This is a genomic window from Saccharomonospora glauca K62 (genome assembly GCF_000243395.2).
GTDB lineage: Bacteria > Actinomycetota > Actinomycetes > Mycobacteriales > Pseudonocardiaceae > Saccharomonospora > Saccharomonospora glauca.
In genome coordinates this window covers 1,303,996-1,319,081 of the sequence record NZ_CM001484.1, presented here as the reverse complement: position 1 = coordinate 1,319,081, position 15,086 = coordinate 1,303,996, and the positions used below count along the sequence as shown (strand labels likewise).

General features: G+C 67.0%; 18 protein-coding genes and 2 tRNA genes. 9 read left to right on the top strand and 11 right to left on the bottom strand.

Annotated features, from left to right (window positions below; all coding sequences use genetic code 11):
- Positions 1 to 36: 36 nt before the first annotated feature.
- Together SACGLDRAFT_RS06340 and SACGLDRAFT_RS06335 are read left to right on the top strand one after the other, a co-directional pair.
- Complete coding sequence (locus SACGLDRAFT_RS06340; RefSeq protein ID WP_005462816.1) at positions 37 to 381, top strand: DUF485 domain-containing protein; 345 nt, start codon at positions 37 to 39, stop codon at positions 379 to 381.
- Complete coding sequence (locus SACGLDRAFT_RS06335) at positions 378 to 1,982, top strand: solute symporter family protein (RefSeq protein WP_005462815.1); 1,605 nt, start codon at positions 378 to 380, stop codon at positions 1,980 to 1,982. The genes SACGLDRAFT_RS06340 and SACGLDRAFT_RS06335 overlap by 4 nt, the downstream gene beginning before the upstream one ends.
- A 93-nt stretch (positions 1,983 to 2,075) precedes the next feature.
- On the opposite strand, the gene SACGLDRAFT_RS06330 is transcribed toward SACGLDRAFT_RS06335, so the two are convergent.
- The 5 genes from SACGLDRAFT_RS06330 to tgmA form a co-directional block, all read right to left on the bottom strand.
- Positions 2,076 to 2,291 (bottom strand): hypothetical protein, encoded by a 216-nt coding sequence (locus SACGLDRAFT_RS06330; protein WP_005462814.1) that lies wholly within the window; start codon positions 2,289 to 2,291, stop codon positions 2,076 to 2,078.
- Complete coding sequence (locus SACGLDRAFT_RS06325; RefSeq protein WP_005462813.1) at positions 2,292 to 2,504, bottom strand: hypothetical protein; 213 nt, start codon at positions 2,502 to 2,504, stop codon at positions 2,292 to 2,294. It lies immediately after the preceding gene.
- 80 nt (positions 2,505 to 2,584) lie between these two features.
- Positions 2,585 to 2,839 carry a zinc finger protein gene (locus SACGLDRAFT_RS21810; protein ID WP_157608892.1) on the bottom strand — a complete coding sequence of 85 codons (255 nt, stop codon included), beginning with the start codon at positions 2,837 to 2,839 and terminating at the stop codon, positions 2,585 to 2,587.
- Positions 2,840 to 2,917: 78 nt separating this feature from the next.
- Positions 2,918 to 3,529, bottom strand: coding sequence for an MvdC/MvdD family ATP grasp protein (locus SACGLDRAFT_RS23055; protein WP_408640257.1), 612 nt, complete (start codon positions 3,527 to 3,529; stop codon positions 2,918 to 2,920).
- Between the two features lie 16 nt (positions 3,530 to 3,545).
- On the bottom strand, positions 3,546 to 3,836 hold the full coding sequence (gene tgmA / locus SACGLDRAFT_RS06315) for a putative ATP-grasp-modified RiPP (protein WP_005462812.1): 291 nt from the start codon (positions 3,834 to 3,836) through the stop codon (positions 3,546 to 3,548).
- 242 nt (positions 3,837 to 4,078) lie between these two features.
- On the opposite strand from tgmA, the gene SACGLDRAFT_RS06310 reads away from it, so the two are divergent.
- Positions 4,079 to 5,188, top strand: a complete 1,110-nt coding sequence (locus SACGLDRAFT_RS06310; RefSeq protein WP_408640255.1) for an XRE family transcriptional regulator — start codon at positions 4,079 to 4,081, stop codon at positions 5,186 to 5,188.
- A 67-nt stretch (positions 5,189 to 5,255) separates the two neighbouring features.
- Here SACGLDRAFT_RS06310 and SACGLDRAFT_RS06305 read toward each other — a convergent pair whose 3' ends face one another.
- Together SACGLDRAFT_RS06305 and SACGLDRAFT_RS06300 are read right to left on the bottom strand one after the other, a co-directional pair.
- Positions 5,256 to 5,465 (bottom strand): hypothetical protein, encoded by a 210-nt coding sequence (locus tag SACGLDRAFT_RS06305; RefSeq protein ID WP_005462810.1) that lies wholly within the window; start codon positions 5,463 to 5,465, stop codon positions 5,256 to 5,258.
- Between the two features lie 496 nt (positions 5,466 to 5,961).
- Positions 5,962 to 6,723 (bottom strand): GntR family transcriptional regulator, encoded by a 762-nt coding sequence (locus SACGLDRAFT_RS06300; RefSeq protein ID WP_005462809.1) that lies wholly within the window; start codon positions 6,721 to 6,723, stop codon positions 5,962 to 5,964.
- Positions 6,724 to 6,812: 89 nt separating this feature from the next.
- Here SACGLDRAFT_RS06300 and SACGLDRAFT_RS06295 point away from each other — a divergent pair, with 89 nt between their 5' ends.
- A complete protein-coding gene (locus SACGLDRAFT_RS06295) occupies positions 6,813 to 7,094 on the top strand; it encodes a zinc finger protein (RefSeq protein WP_232284085.1) in 282 nt (93 codons plus the stop codon).
- Positions 7,095 to 7,404: 310 nt separating this feature from the next.
- Here the strand turns inward: SACGLDRAFT_RS06295 and SACGLDRAFT_RS06290 are convergent.
- Positions 7,405 to 7,481, bottom strand: a tRNA-Pro gene (locus SACGLDRAFT_RS06290).
- 80 nt (positions 7,482 to 7,561) lie between these two features.
- Between SACGLDRAFT_RS06290 and SACGLDRAFT_RS06285 the strand changes: the two genes are divergently transcribed.
- The 3 genes from SACGLDRAFT_RS06285 (at position 7,562) to SACGLDRAFT_RS06275 (ending at position 9,481) form a co-directional block, all read left to right on the top strand.
- Positions 7,562 to 7,635 (top strand) — tRNA-Gly (locus SACGLDRAFT_RS06285).
- A 408-nt stretch (positions 7,636 to 8,043) separates the two neighbouring features.
- On the top strand, positions 8,044 to 8,610 hold the full coding sequence (locus SACGLDRAFT_RS06280; protein WP_005462807.1) for a C40 family peptidase: 567 nt from the start codon (positions 8,044 to 8,046) through the stop codon (positions 8,608 to 8,610).
- 73 nt (positions 8,611 to 8,683) lie between these two features.
- A complete protein-coding gene (locus tag SACGLDRAFT_RS06275; protein ID WP_005462806.1) occupies positions 8,684 to 9,481 on the top strand; it encodes a hypothetical protein in 798 nt (265 codons plus the stop codon).
- Between the two features lie 76 nt (positions 9,482 to 9,557).
- Here the strand turns inward: SACGLDRAFT_RS06275 and SACGLDRAFT_RS06270 are convergent, their stop codons facing one another.
- Positions 9,558 to 10,367 (bottom strand): Fpg/Nei family DNA glycosylase, encoded by an 810-nt coding sequence (locus tag SACGLDRAFT_RS06270; RefSeq protein ID WP_005462805.1) that lies wholly within the window; start codon positions 10,365 to 10,367, stop codon positions 9,558 to 9,560.
- Entirely contained in the window at positions 10,367 to 10,840 is a 474-nt protein-coding gene (locus SACGLDRAFT_RS06265) for a ribose-5-phosphate isomerase (RefSeq protein ID WP_198283557.1), read from the bottom strand. The genes SACGLDRAFT_RS06270 and SACGLDRAFT_RS06265 overlap by 1 nt, the downstream gene beginning before the upstream one ends.
- Before the next feature lie 63 nt (positions 10,841 to 10,903).
- Here SACGLDRAFT_RS06265 and SACGLDRAFT_RS06260 point away from each other — a divergent pair, with 63 nt between their 5' ends.
- Positions 10,904 to 11,650 carry an MBL fold metallo-hydrolase gene (locus SACGLDRAFT_RS06260; protein WP_005462795.1) on the top strand — a complete coding sequence of 249 codons (747 nt, stop codon included), beginning with the start codon at positions 10,904 to 10,906 and terminating at the stop codon, positions 11,648 to 11,650.
- A 5-nt stretch (positions 11,651 to 11,655) separates the two neighbouring features.
- On the opposite strand, the gene SACGLDRAFT_RS06255 is transcribed toward SACGLDRAFT_RS06260, so the two are convergent.
- Positions 11,656 to 12,279, bottom strand: a complete 624-nt coding sequence (locus tag SACGLDRAFT_RS06255; protein WP_005462791.1) for a mycothiol-dependent nitroreductase Rv2466c family protein — start codon at positions 12,277 to 12,279, stop codon at positions 11,656 to 11,658.
- 185 nt (positions 12,280 to 12,464) lie between these two features.
- Here SACGLDRAFT_RS06255 and pepN point away from each other — a divergent pair, with 185 nt between their 5' ends.
- Positions 12,465 to 15,029, top strand: coding sequence for an aminopeptidase N (gene pepN, locus SACGLDRAFT_RS06250; RefSeq protein ID WP_005462789.1), 2,565 nt, complete (start codon positions 12,465 to 12,467; stop codon positions 15,027 to 15,029).
- The last annotated feature ends 57 nt before the right edge of the window (positions 15,030 to 15,086 follow it).

The following is a 15,086-nucleotide window of genomic DNA, read 5'->3' as shown; positions in this document are numbered from 1 at the left end:
ACGCACACCTACGTGTCACTGACGAGGAGGTCAGGAGTGAGTGCCACCGAGCCACCTACCCGCCCACCGGGGTCGGCGACCTGGGCGGAGGTCCACGCGAGCGAGGACTTCCAGCGGCTGCGCAGGCGGCTGCGGCGGTTCGTCTTCCCCATGACCGCGCTGTTCCTTGTCTGGTACCTGCTGTACGTCGTGCTCGCGGACTACGCACACGACTTCATGTCGATCAAGCTCGTCGGCAACATCAACGTCGGGCTGGTCCTCGGCCTGCTGCAGTTCGTCTCGACGTTCGTCATCACGGGCCTGTACGTGCGCTACGCCAACCGCAAGCTCGACCCGATCGCCGACCGGATCAGGCAGGACATGGAAGGGGAGGCGTCATGACGCTCGCCCAGAGCATCGAGGGCAACAACCCGACCCTCAACATCAGCATCTTCGCCCTGTTCGTCCTGGTCACCCTGGTGGTGGTCTTCCGCGCGTCGCGCAACACCAAGACGGCCTCCGACTACTACGCCGCGGGTCGCGCCTTCACCGGCCCGCAGAACGGCACCGCCATCGCGGGCGACTACCTGTCGGCGGCGTCGTTCCTCGGCATCGCGGGCGCCATCGCGGTGTACGGCTACGACGGGTTCCTCTACTCGATCGGCTTCCTGGTGGCCTGGCTGGTGGCGCTGCTCCTCGTCGCCGAGCTGCTGCGCAACACCGGCAAGTTCACGATGGGAGACGTCCTCGCGTTCCGCATGCGCCAGAAGCCGGTGCGCGCCGCGGCGGCGACCTCCACGATGGCGGTCTCGTTCTTCTACCTGCTGGCCCAGATGGCGGGCGCGGGCGCGCTCGTGTCGCTGCTGTTGGGCGTCGAGGGCGACGTCGGACAGTCCGTGGTCATCGCCGTCGTCGGCGTCGTCATGATCGTGTACGTGCTCGTCGGTGGCATGAAGGGCACCACCTGGGTCCAGATCATCAAGGCCGCCCTGCTCATCGCGGGTACCTTCGCCATGACGTTGTGGGTGCTCGGCCGCTACGGCCTCAACCTCTCCGAGCTGTTGGGGTCGGCCGCCGAAAGCTCCCCCGACGGCGAGGTCGTGCTGAATCCGGGAGCGAAGTACGGGGTCAGCGACATGTCCAAGTTGGACTTCCTGTCACTGGGTATCGCCCTAGTGCTGGGGACGGCCGGCCTGCCACACGTCCTCATGCGCTTCTACACCGTGCCCACGGCCAAAGACGCTCGGAAGTCGGTGGTCTGGGCCATTGCCCTGATCGGCCTGTTCTACCTGTTCACGCTGGTGCTGGGCTACGGCGCCGCCGCCATCGTCGGGTCCGACACGATCAAGAACGCGCCCGGAGGCGAGAACTCGGCGGCACCGCTGCTGGCCGAGGCCCTGGGTGGCCCGCTGCTCCTGGGCTTCATCGCGGCGGTGGCGTTCGCCACGATCCTCGCCGTGGTCGCCGGTCTGACCATCACCGCGTCGGCCTCGTTCGCCCACGACGTGTACGCCAACGTCATCAAACACGGCAAGACGGACAGCAAGACCTCCGAGGTGAAGGTCGCGCGTATCACGGCCTGCGTGATCGGCGCCGTGGCGATTCTCGGCGGCATCCTCGCCAAGGATCAGAACGTGGCGTTTTTGGTGTCGCTCGCGTTCGCCGTCGCCGCGTCGGCGAACCTGCCGACCATCCTGTACTCGCTGTTCTGGAAGCGGTTCAACACCTCGGGCGCGCTGTGGTCGATCTACGGCGGACTCGCGGTGACGCTGGTGCTGATCGTGTTCTCGCCCGCGGTGTCGGGCACCGAGAGCTCCATGATCAGCGGCGTCGACTTCCACTGGTTCCCGCTGCAGAACCCCGGCCTGGTGTCGATCCCGGTGTCCTTCTTCCTCGGCTGGCTCGGCACGATCCTGTCGAAGGAGCACCTGGAGGACAAGCACAAGGAGATGGAGGTGCGGGCCCTCACCGGCGCGGGCGCCGAGAAGGCGACCTCGCACTGAGCTCCACGTGTTCGACGGCGGTCCGTTCCCGCGGGGGCGGGCCGCCGTCGACGTTCGGCCGTGACGCACGTCGGTGGAACGACGCCCCGCCTGCTAGCCGGAATCCCGATCACGGAGCCGGTACAGCTCGTCGAGCACTGCCTCGAGGATCGGCAGATCCGGCTCGGTGGGATCTCGGAGCACGTGCCGAGCCTCGGCGAGAGCATCGCCGAACTTCTCCTCGTCCGGATCGGTCAGCGGCCACTGCCACGGAGGAAGCCAAAGCTGTGTGGTCTCCTCCTCGTCGGTCGCGGGCGGCGGGTCGGACATCTACGCGGCCCTTGAGCCGGGACGTGTCTCGTCGGCTCGGGCGGCCAGCGCCTCGCCGAGTGACCGTAGGGTGCCGTCGATCTCGCGTAGCGCGCCGGAGCCCGGAGAGGTGCCGTGGACCCGGCGGACGCGGGCGCGTGTGGTGCTGATTCCCGGCGAGCGGCGCGTCCGCGACACACGGTCAAGCAAGTCGGGGTCATGGGCGACCGTCATGCCTTCCCCTTTCGGGTTCCAGTCGATTCGGCGACGTCGTCGACAGTGCAGTGAAGCACGTCCGCCAGATTCATGATCAACTACGGGGCGGTCGCATCGTCGAGCGAGGTCGGCGAGCTCCCGAAGAGGCCACCGGGGGCTTTCGCGAGCGCGCCGGTGGGCACGGGGTACTCACGGTCGAACCACGGACCGGCGGCCAGGTCGCCGCGCCCACCGTAAGGGGTGACGACGTCCCCGCACAGCGCGGTGAAGGCAACTCCTTCCCGCACTCGGTACTCGGTGGTGTCGTAGACGTGCCGCCGTCCACCGGCTTGCTGCCAAAGGTATCGCCGTATCGTGCCCCGCTACAGTGCTATTGCTTTAGTTCTGTCGTCGTGGCGTGCCGCCCACCTATGTCACGTCTGGCAGACGCATCACGGTCGTATCGGGGCTATCCAGCCACAACATGTGCTCCCCGGCGGGGGGGGAGACAGTGAGACCAAACCGGGTCGGCTCGGGGCGCCCCACGCTGTCCCACCGGCCAGCAAGCTCGACAAGTCCACCCCATAGATTCCGCGCGGCTGAGTTGAGGCGAACGTCCGCGCCTCATCAGGGTCGTTAGTGATCAATGTTGGCGGAATCGCCAGACCTACAGCGATAGCGGTGGCTAGTTGCCCCGGTTTCCGTTCAACGGCCAAAACTCGATCGACTGGGTTGCCCCAGCGGGCATGTGGGAGCGCGGCGAGAAGCCCACCGAGACCGTGCCGAGCCTCGTCGGCACACCACTGTTGCGCATCCTCGGACATCTCACCTGGGAAACGGAACAGGGCAGGCCGCCGGTAGTAGACGGCCCGCACCTGATCCAGATCAATGTTCTGATGCTCCGTGCGCAACATTCCGGGCCATCCGCCACCCGACGTGATAGTCCCTCTAAGTCGAGCTTTGGCGGGAAACTCGGCCAAGTCGACACGAGCGACCTTCACATCGAGGCGGTACAGGTGGTCGACCACCCAATCTGCGGTGAGGTCGTCGCGCCGAGTCAGCACCAGAACAGTCACGAGATCAGTCCTCTACCCTGTCCGGCCATTCCTGGTGGTCCTGAACGGTGTTGACGGTGCTCCACGTGCCAGCGTGCGGCAGCTTGAATGCCGCAACCTCGCCGGATTCGATGACGTTGAGCTGCCGAATCTCGTCGTAGACCAGCCCGGTAGGGGTAGCGCCTGACGGGGTCGTCTTCCCCAGGTGGGTCAGCCCGAAGGGGTGCACCGAGCTTTCGGGTAAGGCCTGGGGACGTCGCGGGTCGTAGGTGGGCAGAGGGTTCGCCGCGAGTGGGTCGCTAAGGAAAGTCGTCACAGGAACTCCTAGTGATCAACTTGTTGTACCTGATTGGACACGGTGCGTGTTTCTCCTTGCGACCGGACTAACGTTCACAAACCATTCACAAGGCTGTACTCTGCGAAGTTGATTAGAGCCGTTCTCTGGCGCTGTTGACGCACTGCTACCCACAAGGAGCGGCGTCATGGGCGAGGAGCATGTCGGCGGAACCATTCGAACGCTACGCAAAGACCCAGACCCAACTTGCGCGCCGAGCATCTGTGTCCTTGAGCCTGCTCAGCAAGGTCGAGTGCGGCGACCGGACGGCCACTCACGCGCTCATAGCGTCCGTAGCCCGCGCGTTGCACGTCCCGATCGAACGACTCACCGGCCAGCCATACGCCGACACTCCCCACGACACCGCGACTCACAATGCGATTGACGCGCTCCGTTCGGTACTGCGGCGCATCGACTTGCCGGAAGACGCCCCGCCGCGTTCCCTGGAACAGCTCGCCGCCGACGTCAACACACTGGCCGCTCTGCGCCGCGACGCGAACTACAGGAGCCTCTCCGTCCGGTTGCCCGCGACGCTCGACGACCTCGCACGCGCGGCCCACCACGTCGACAGCGAAGCGGTCCCCCTGGTGCAGAGGATGTTCGTGACCGCCTACTACGCGGCTCACATGATGCTGCACAGACTCGGCTTCCTCGACCTCGCCGAGGTCGTCGAACGCAAGTTGGCGGACGCCGCGCGAGAGGCCGACGACCCACTCACCGAGATTCTCGCTCAGTGGGTACGCGCGCAGTCCTTCCAATCCGCCGGAGACTATGCCCACGGGCTCAAACTGATGGACACGGCCCGGACCCAGTTCGCGGACGTTCTCCGACACGACTCGTCCCCGGCCGCGCTGACGGTGTACGGCAATCTGCATCTGCGGTCGATCACGCTCGCTTCCCGCGCGGGGGACCTCGATACGACTCGCGCGCACATAGCCGAAGCTCGTAACCTCGCGGCACGGCTCGGTAGCTCGGACCAGGTTCACTACGGTCTCACGTTCGGCCCGGCGAACCTGGCCACACACGAGACCGCCGCGTTCGTCGAACTCGGTGATGCCGCCGCCGCGTTGCGGGCAGCCGAGAAGTGGCGACCGCCGCGGTCGATGCCGCGCACCCGGAAAGGACACCACTTCATCGGAGTCGCTCGCGCACACCTGAGGCGGGGCGATCGAGAAGCGGCGTTGGCGGCGCTCCAGCAAGCTCGGCGTGGCGCGCCGCAGCAGACACGGCTGCACCCCATGGTCCGGGACGCTGTCGCCGTGCTGGTGAACCTGCACCACAGGTCCAACCCCGAGTTGACCAATTACGCGGGCTGGGTCGGCATCACTCGCTAGCAAGGCCTCACCGTCCACGGCGGCCCGGACATCGCTCACCGTCCGGGGCCGCCGTGGCTTCACCGGGTTAGCGATGTATCAGCATCACACCGACGACGGAGGAGAAAAGGCCGACAGCCCCGCACGCGATCCCGGCCGTGGCCATCCCGTACTCGCGCCGGTTTGGCGATCTCGGCTTCCCGGCCGCCGAGAGCGGAATCCCGACGAGGGCGCAGATCAGCGAGAAGAGGAACCCGAAGATAGCCATGGCCACGCTGATCCTGCCGATGACGCTCATGCCACTGCTCGACGGTCGAGGCGGACAACCGTAAGGGTATGGGTAGGGATGGTGCAGTGGTGCCTGTAGCTCCTTTTCGTGCGTGGTCCGGTTCGGGTTTTTCGCTGATCGCGTCACGGGCTCCCCGGTGTTGCCGATTTCGATGACACCGCGGTGATCCGCGGCGGGCGGTCAGGTACGCCCGTGACATTCACCGGAACGCCACGTCTTACGTGAGTTCATTGTTTCGTTATCAACATCAACTTCGCTCGAACGGGCGAAAACGGGAGCGGGAACGTGCTGCCCGTTCCTGCCTGCCCAGTCACGTGATCGTCGGGAAACGGGGAGCCGCCCGAAACCCGCCTCGCCGCTCCGAGAGTGAGCGATCACAGGGTTCCGGTGCATGCACTGCGCGTTGCCGCTCTCTGCCCGCAGTTCCGCCGGGAAGGGGCCGGGACTTGAACCCGCGGCCCCTCGCGTCCCGTGGGCCCCGCGACGATCTCGGTAACGCGCGAAACTACTCGGCGGCCCACTCGTAGGAGAGTTCGTATCGGTCCGCCGGGAGAACCATGTCGTTCATCTCCAGCGGCGTACCGTCCTCCCGGTAGGCCACTCGCATCACGGTGATGACCGGGACGCCCTGGCCGAGCCGCAGCGTCGACGCCTCCTCGGGCGTGGGCATGCGGGACCCGACGTGCTCGGCGTAGTGGCCGATGAGGTGCCCGGCGTCCTCCAGCCGCGCGTACACGCCACCGGTGCCGGTGTCGACCTCCTCGATCGCGGTGCCGCGCGTGAATGTCCGTGGCAGGCGGGAGACGGCGAGTTGCACCGGAAACCCGTCGGCACGCATGACGCGATCTCGAACGGTCACCTCGTCCCCCACCTGGATGCCGAGGTGCTTGGCGACACGTTCGTCGGCCGGTTCGAACCTCACGCGCACCGAGCTACCGGGCGTGAAACCTTGGGCCGCCGCATCGGCGAGGAAAGCTCCCTTGTTCGCGGCACGCGCCTCACGGGACAGACGAGATCTCGCCAGGCGCTGAATGGTTGCGGACGGACGCACGAACACGCCGCGCCCGTGTTCGGCGACGATGACCCCCTCGGCGCGAAGAATGCCGAGCGCTTCCCGGATGGTGAGGCGGGAGACCCCGTAGGTCTCGGTCATGGCTCGTTCGCTCGGTAACTTGTCGCCCGGCGCGTACTCGCCCGCGGTAATGCGCCCCCTCAGATCGGCTGCGACCTGTCGGTGGAGGGGGATACCGCTCGTCTTGTCCACCATTCGATCGATTCTCCACGGGAGTACTGGTCATGACCAGATCCCGTCTTGACCCCCCGCTTTCCGGCTTGCCACCGTTCAAACTGGTACAGATGACATTACCAGTTGGGGGAACGGTGCAGCGCTATCTCTGGCAGCAGGCGGATGGCAAACGGCACGTCTACGACACCAACGATCAGTACCCGGCCAGAGTGGGCCAGCCCCTCACCGTCCTGTGCGGCGACACCGTGACCGTGCGGGTCAAGGACATGCAACCCGGCATGTGGCTCGACCCCACCTGTCGCGCCTGTGCCGTCGAGCTGGCCTCCGTGCTCGGCTGGAGCGAGGACGAGATCGCGCAGATGGTCGCCAGGTGGGACGAGGCGACGAAGTGATCACCGCCACCCTCCCCCGCGTCGGCCCCCACGACAGTCCTCGAAGGACCGCGCGCGGTGCACGATGCCACGGAGGGCGGGGGGACGTCCGGACCACCTCCGCACCCGAGCCCGGAGGTCCCGTGTCCGTGCCGCGCGGGCGACCCCCGGCGCCTCAGCGCGCCGACTCCCTCCCCTCGAAACCCCTAGTGATCTTGCTCACGCGTCGGGACGAGGGGTCGGAACCACGAGCGCGGAGTGCCGTCGAGCGACGAGATCGGTGCACGGCCAGCGGCCCACCCGGATCGGTGTTTCCGCTGGCCGGAGCCCATGGTCGGGGTGACAGGATTTGAACCTGCGACCCTTCGCTCCCAAAGCGAATGCGCTACCAAACTGCGCCACACCCCGTCCGCCACACGAGGGCGGTGTGCGACCACTCTAGCGGGTACCGCTACACTACCCATGCAGCCGGGTTGATCCGGCAGCAGGCGGGCGTAGCTCAATGGTAGAGCCCCAGTCTTCCAAACTGGTTACGCGGGTTCGATTCCCGTCGCCCGCTCCACTCGAAGGCCCCGGCCCGGCCGGGGCCTTCGTCGTCGAGGTCGCCGATCACCGGGGCGAGCCCCCGAGGGCGCCCCTCCGGCCGTACGAGCCGCCTTCGCGGCAGCGGACATCGAACAAGGTCCGAGCCGATTTCCCCTTCATTTACAGTGACCCATATCACATCCTTTCCTGTGATCCGGGTCACCACCATTAGTGGTCAATCGATCGCATAACGTCACAAAACCGCAGGTCCACGCGCCGACACACCTTGACCCCTCATTCTTCGATTTCACTCCATTATCAAGATTCGCACTTTGAACAATTCGCTTTCCCCGCGTTGTACGTGGTTAACGTTTTGTGTCGTCGAAAACGGCGACGGAGGACCAGAGGAGACCCGTGAACACGAAAATCTTCCCGGAGGAAACAGGTGAGATTCGGAGCATTGGAACGGTCGGTCGCCGTACTGGCTGCCGGTGCGATCACGCTGCTCACGGCCCCCAGCGTCGGTTCGGCCATGATGCATCAAGGCACGAATGGTGGTGGCGAAAAACCTCCCGCGGTGGTGGTGAAGGACAAACCGACGAAAGCCAGACCGACGAAGGACAAACCCGAGCCGAGCGACGACATCGACGAACCCAAGCCTTCCCTCGGGAAGCGAATCGTCGACATAGCCTCCCAACAGGCCGGTGATCCGTACGTCTACGGCGCCGCCGGCCCCGACCGGTTCGACTGTTCCGGTCTCACCCAGTACGTCCATGCCCGGCTGGGCATCGACCTCCCCCGAACGGCCCGCCAGCAACGAGCGGCCCTCCCCTACGTGCCGAAGGCCGAGATGCGCCCCGGCGACCTGCTGTTCTTCCACGAGAACGGTTCCGTCTACCACGTCGGTATCTACGCGGGGAAGGGCAAGATGTGGGCCGCTCCCGAACCCGGTGACGTCGTCCGGCTGCAAGACATCTGGACACAGTCGTTCACTGTGGGTCGAGCCTGGTGATCTCGGTTCGGGAACTCCCGGGATACCCTCCGCGTTGCTGGTTCAGAGAGCCCAACAATTCGGGGAGTAGCCCATGGGGACCACGATCACGGTGGTCGTACTTCTACTGATCATCGTCGTCGGCGCGACGTATCTCGTCCGCTCCCAGGCCGAGGCCAAGCGGCGGCAGCTCGAAGACGCGAAGGCCGAAGCTCGGCGTTGGATCGAGCGCCTCGGTGGTCAGGTTCTGAACCTCACCGGAACCGACACTGCCTCCCAGCAGGCGCTGGCCGATGCCAGCGAGCGGTACAACGCCGCGGGCTCCGAGATAGAGCGCGCCGAAACGGTCGAACAGGCACGCCTCGCCAAGAAGACCGCGCTGGAGGGTCTCTACTACGTCCGTGCCGCCCGCACGGCCATGGGCCTCGACCCCGGCCCCGCGCTTCCCGATGACCCCGAGCGGGAGCGTGCGGGCAAGGTCACCGAACACCGTTCGGTCGACGTGGAGGGCCAGCACTACGAGGCGTCCCCCGAGCCGACGGCGGCCACCCCGCACTACTACCCCGGTGGCCGGGTCGCGGGTCGCCCCGTGCCGCAGGGCTGGTACAGCGAGCCCTGGTGGAAGCCGGCTCTCGTCGCGGGTGCGTGGGGCTTCGGCTCCATGATGCTGTTCTCCGCCCTGTTCTCCGGAATGGCCGGAATCCCGAGCGCCGCGGCCTGGGAAGCAGGCTACGACGCCGGCCAGGAGGACGCGCTGGAAAGCGGCGGCGACGACGGCGGCGATGCCGGTGACGCGGGTGACGCGGGCGATGTCGGAGGCGGCGAGGACTTCGGCGGAGGCGACTTCGGAGACTTCGGCGGAGGCGACTTCGGCGGAGACTTCGGCTTCTAGCCGTTCGACGCGAAACGAAGGCGGGTCGGCTCGATTCGGCCCGCCTTCGTCGTGTTCCGGGGATTCGAATTTCGAGTCAGGAGGGCTGGCAGGTGGGACACCAGTACAGGTTTCGTCCCGCGAGTTCGGTGTGGGCCACGGGAGTGCCACACACCAGGCACGGCTGTCCGGTGCGGCGGTAGACGTACACCTCACCGCCGTGACGGTCCTTGCGGGGAGCCCGACCCATGACTTCGGGACTGTGTTCCGGGGCGACCGTGTCGATACGTCCCACCCGGACGCCTTCGCGCATCAGCTCGCACAGATCGGCCCAGATCGCCTCCCACTGCTCCCGGCTCAGCGCCTTGCCGGGCAGCATGGGCGCGATGCCCTGCCGGTACAGCACCTCCGCCCGGTAGACGTTGCCGACCCCGGCGATCACGGATTGATCCATCAACAGCGCGGCCAGCGACGTACGTGACCGCGAGATGCGTTTCCACGCCCGTTCCGGGTCGGCGTCCCGGCGCAGCGGATCGGGACCGAGCCGGGCGACGATGGCCTCCGTCTCGGCGGGCGTGAGCAGCTCGCAGCGATTCGGACCCCGCAGATCGGTCCAGTGCGTGCCGCCCACGAGCCGCATGCGCACCTGTCCGACGGGCTCGGTGACGGGGAGCACGTTCTCGGTGAACGTCCCGTACAGTCCGAGATGGATATGGACGATCCCTTGTGGACCGTAGTGATGGAACAGATGCTTCCCGTACGCCTCGGCCGCCGTCATCACGTGTCCGTCGAGTCGGGCGGCCTCGGCGGCGAAACGTCCCTGTGGGCTCGACACCTCCACCGGTGCACCGACGTAACGGCGCTCGTGCAGCCGAGCCAGCCGGTGCAGAGTGTGGCCCTCGGGCATCAGCTCTCCGGCAGCTCCGGAGCGGTGCCCGTACGCTCGTAGTCGCTGATTTGCTTCACCCGGCGAACGTGTCGCGCGTCGTCGGAAGCGGGAGTGGCCAAGAACGCCTCGACGATCTCGGTGGCCTCCTCCAGCGAGTGCATACGCGCGCCCACACCGATCAGCTGGGCGTGATTGTGCTCGCGGGTGAGCTTCGCCGTCTCGACGCTCCACGCGAGCCCCGCACGGGCGCCCGGCACCTTGTTGGCGGCGATCTGCTCACCGTTTCCCGAACCACCGATGACGATGCCGAGGCTGCCCTCGTCGGCCACGACACGGCGGGCGGTCTCGATGCAAAACGCCGGGTAGTCGTCGGCCGGGTCGTAGACGTGAGGGCCGACGTCGGTCACCTCGTGACCCTGCGCCCGCAGGTGGGTCACCAGGTGGTTCTTCAGCTCGTAGCCGGCATGGTCGCTTCCCAGGTACACGCGCACGGCTGTCAAGTCTGCCATCCCGTGGGCACGCGACCGAACCCACCCGCGGCTCCCCGTACGCTCATGTCGGTGGACGCACAGTGGCGAGAACTCGGCGACGGTGTCTTCGTACGCCGATACGCGGAACTGGACCTGTCCGTGGGGCTGGTCGTCGGCGAGGAACGCTGTCTGGTGGTGGACACCCGCGGTGACGCCGCGCAGGGAGCGGAGCTGGCCGACGCCGTCCGGAACGTCACTTCGCTGCCGTGGACGGTGGTGCTCACCCACGACCACTTCGACCACGCCTACGGCGTGCAGGCCTTCCTCCCGTGCGACGTGTGGGCGCACCCGGCGTGCTGGAGCGAGCTCGTTCGTGTGCAACGTGTCGCACGACCGGGACTGTCGGTGACCGACCGGACCGAACTCGACCTCGGTGGCCGCACGGTGGCGCTCGTCCATCCCGGAGTCGCGCACACTCACGGTGACGTGGCCGTAACCGTGCCCGACGCGGGTGTGCTGTTCGCCGGTGACCTGGTGGAGCGCGTGCCGGGCGGGACGTTCAGCGACGAGTCGTTCGGCCCCGACACCGTGCTCTCGGCCTGGCCCGCCGCGCTGGAACGGCTGGCGGCACTCGGCGCGACGACCGTGGTGCCGGGCCACGGAGAACCGACGGGCCCCGACCTCCTCACACGCTGTCGCACGGACCTGGAGGCCCTCCTCGACGCGCGCGGGAGAGTGCGAGACGGCGAGCTGACCGAAACCGAAGCCGCCGCCCGCACTCCCCTGCCCGCCGAGGTCGCGCTGGCCGCGCTGACTAAGCCCGCGGACTGAACTACTCAGTCGAACTTGGGTGCCTTCGTGCGCGTGCGCTTGAGCTCGAAGAAGTCCGGGTAGCTCGCAAGCGCTCGGGCACCCTCGAACACGCGAACGGCGTCCTCTCCCCTCGGGATCGACGAGAGGACGGGCCCGAAGAACGCGACACCGTCGATGTGGATCGTCGGGGTGCCGACGTCCGTGCCGACGGGTTCCATACCTTCGTTGTGGCTCGCCCGCAGCGCCTCGTCGTACTCAGTGGACTCGGCCGCCTTCAGCAGCTCGGGAGCCCCGCCGATCTCCTCGACCGCCTGCTTGAGGACGAGTTCGACGTCCTTGTTGTCCTCGTTGTGGAAACGGGTGCCGAACGCGGTGTAGAAGTCGCGCAGCACCTCCTCGCCGCGCTCGACGGCGAGTGCCGTCGCGACCCGCACGGGACCCCACGTCTTCTCCATGAGCTCGCGGTAGTCCGGGTCGATCTCCCGGCCCTCGTTGAGCACCCCCAGACTCATGATCCGGAAACGAAGGTCGATGTCGATCTGCTTCTCGACCTCCAGAATCCACCGCGAGGCGATCCACGCGAACGGACACATGGGGTCGAAGTAGAAGTCGACCTTGGGGCGCTGGGACTCGGGACCTGCCGTCATGGCATCTCCTTGCATCGCTGATTGGGTTGGAAGCGAGCCGGGTAGGCCTCACCGAGGATCAACAGCGTGCCCAGTCGCGTTGTTCCCGTCGCCGTACCCCACGGCGCATGATTGGATGCGCTGAGCACACTAGTTGCGAAGACGAACGAAAGACATCCGTAACAACGACTAGCGCAGAGGTGCCAGTGCCCGCCCCCAACTTGACTCGTGAACAAGCTCGGCAGCGTGCTGATTTGCTGGAGGTGTCGTCGTATGACATTGAGCTGGATTTGACGGATGGCCGTGGTGGGCCGGGTGAGGGGACGTTTTCGTCTCGGACGACGATCCGGTTCGCTGCGCGGCGGCCGGGGGAGTCGAGTTGGGTGGATGTGGTGGCCGCGGGGGTGCGAAAGGCCACGCTCAACGGCCGGCCCCTGGATGTGTCCGACTATGTCGAGGACAAGGGTATTGCGTTGCCGGATCTGGCGGCGGAGAACGAGGTGGTGGTGCATGCCGACTGCCGGTACATGAACACCGGGGAGGGGTTGCATCGGTTCGTCGATCCCGTCGACGGCGGCGTGTACCTCTACAGCCAGTTTGAGACGGCGGATGCCAAGCGGATGTTCGCCTGTTTCGACCAGCCCGACCTCAAGGCCACCTACCGGCTGGTGGTGACCGCTCCCCGGGATTGGACGGTGGTCTCCAACGCCCCGGTCGCGTCGCGGGAGGACACCCCGCAAGGGGCGGTGCGCACCACCTTCGCCACCTCGCAGCGGATGTCGACGTATCTGGTGGCGTTGATCGCCGGGCCGTATGCCGAGTGGCGGGACACCTACGTCGATGAGCACGGCACGATCCCGCTGGGCATCTACTGTCGGGCCTCGCTGGCGGAGTTCATGGACGCCGACCGGCTGTTTACCGAGACCAAGCAGGGGTTTGCGTTCTACCACGACAAATTCGGGGTGCCGTATCCGTTCACCAAATACGACCAGTTGTTCGTGCCGGAGTTCAACGCCGGGGCGATGGAAAACGCCGGGGCGGTCACCTTCTTGGAAGACTACGTCTTCCGCAGCCGGGTGACCCGCTACTCCTACGAACGGCGCGCCGAGACCCTGCTGCACGAGATGGCGCACATGTGGTTCGGGGACCTGGTCACCATGCGCTGGTGGGACGATCTGTGGCTCAACGAGTCCTTCGCCACCTTCGCCAGTGTGCTGGCCCAGGCCGAGGCCACCGAATACACCGGGGCCTGGACCAGCTTCGCCAACATCGAAAAGTCCTGGGCCTACCGGCAGGACCAGCTGCCCTCCACCCACCCCATCGCCGCCGACATCGTGGATCTGCACGCGGTGGAGGTCAACTTCGACGGCATCACCTACGCCAAAGGCGCCAGCGTGCTCAAGCAACTGGTCGCCTACGTTGGCCTGGACAACTTCCTGGCCGGGCTGCGGGTCTACTTCACCAAACACGCCTGGGGCAACGCCACCCTGGCCGACCTGCTGGCCGCTCTGGAGCAGGCCTCCGGACGCGATCTGTCGGGGTGGAGCGCGCAATGGCTGGAAACCACCGGGTTGAACACCCTGCGCCCCCGCTTCGAACTCGACGAAAACGGCCGGTATCGCTCCTTTGCCATCGACCAGGGCGGAGCCAAACCCGGCGCGGGTGAGCTGCGCACCCACCGGGTCGCGGTGGGGGTCTACAACGACAACGGCCACGGCAAACTCGTGCGCACCCACCGCGTCGAACTCGACATCACCGGCGCCACCACCGACGTCCCCGACCTGGTCGGCACCGACGCCGGGGACCTGGTCCTGGTCAACGACGACGACCTCACCTACTGCGCCCTACGCCTGGACCCGCACTCCCTGACCACCCTGACCACCCGCATCGCCGACATCACCGACCCCCTCCCCCGCACCCTGTGCTGGTCCGCCGCCTGGGAAATGACCCGCGACGCGGAGTTCAAGGCGCGGGACTTCGTCACGCTGGTGCAGCGGGGCGTTCACGCCGAGACCGAGGTCGGTGTGGTGCAGCGGCTGCTGCTGCAGGCCCAGACGGCGCTGAACTCCTACGCCCAGCCCTCGTGGGCGGCCGAGCACGGCTGGCCCGGCTTCACCGCCACGCTGCTCGACCTGGCTCGCAACGCCGAACCCGGCTCGGACCACCAGCTCGCTTTCGTAAACGCGCTGGCGAGTTCGGTGCTCGACGACGCCACCCTCGATGTGCTGGCGGGGTGGCTGGACGGGTCGGCTCCGCTGGAAGGCCTGACCGTGGACACCGATTTGCGGTGGCGGCTGCTGCACGCCCTCGTCGCCCACGGCAAAGCCGGTGACGCCGAGATCGACGCCGAGCTGCGGCGCGACGACACCGCCACCGGCCGCCGCCACGCCGAACGAGCCCGGGCTCTGCGCCCGACGCCGGAGTCCAAGGCCACCGCCTGGGAACGCGCGGTCTACGACGACGAGTCGCCGAACGCCGTGAACGAGGCCATCATCGCGGGCTTTTCCCACCCCGCGCAGAAGCACCTGCTGGGCGACTACACGCAGCGGTACTTCGACATGCTCGACGAGGTGTGGAGCCGGAGGTCGAGCGAGCGCGCCCAGCCGACCGTCCTCGGGCTGTACCCGTCGTGGGAGGTGTCGGAGGACGGCCTCGCAAAGGCCGATGCCTGGCTCGCCGGTGCCCACGCCGCCGCTCTCCGACGGCTGGTGAGCGAGGGCCGCGCCGGTGTCGAGCGGGCGCTGGCCGCCCGCCGGTTCGACGAGAGCTGACCGAACACGGCGAAGGCCGCCGTCCCCATGGGGCGGCGGCCTTCGGGCTGTCGGGAA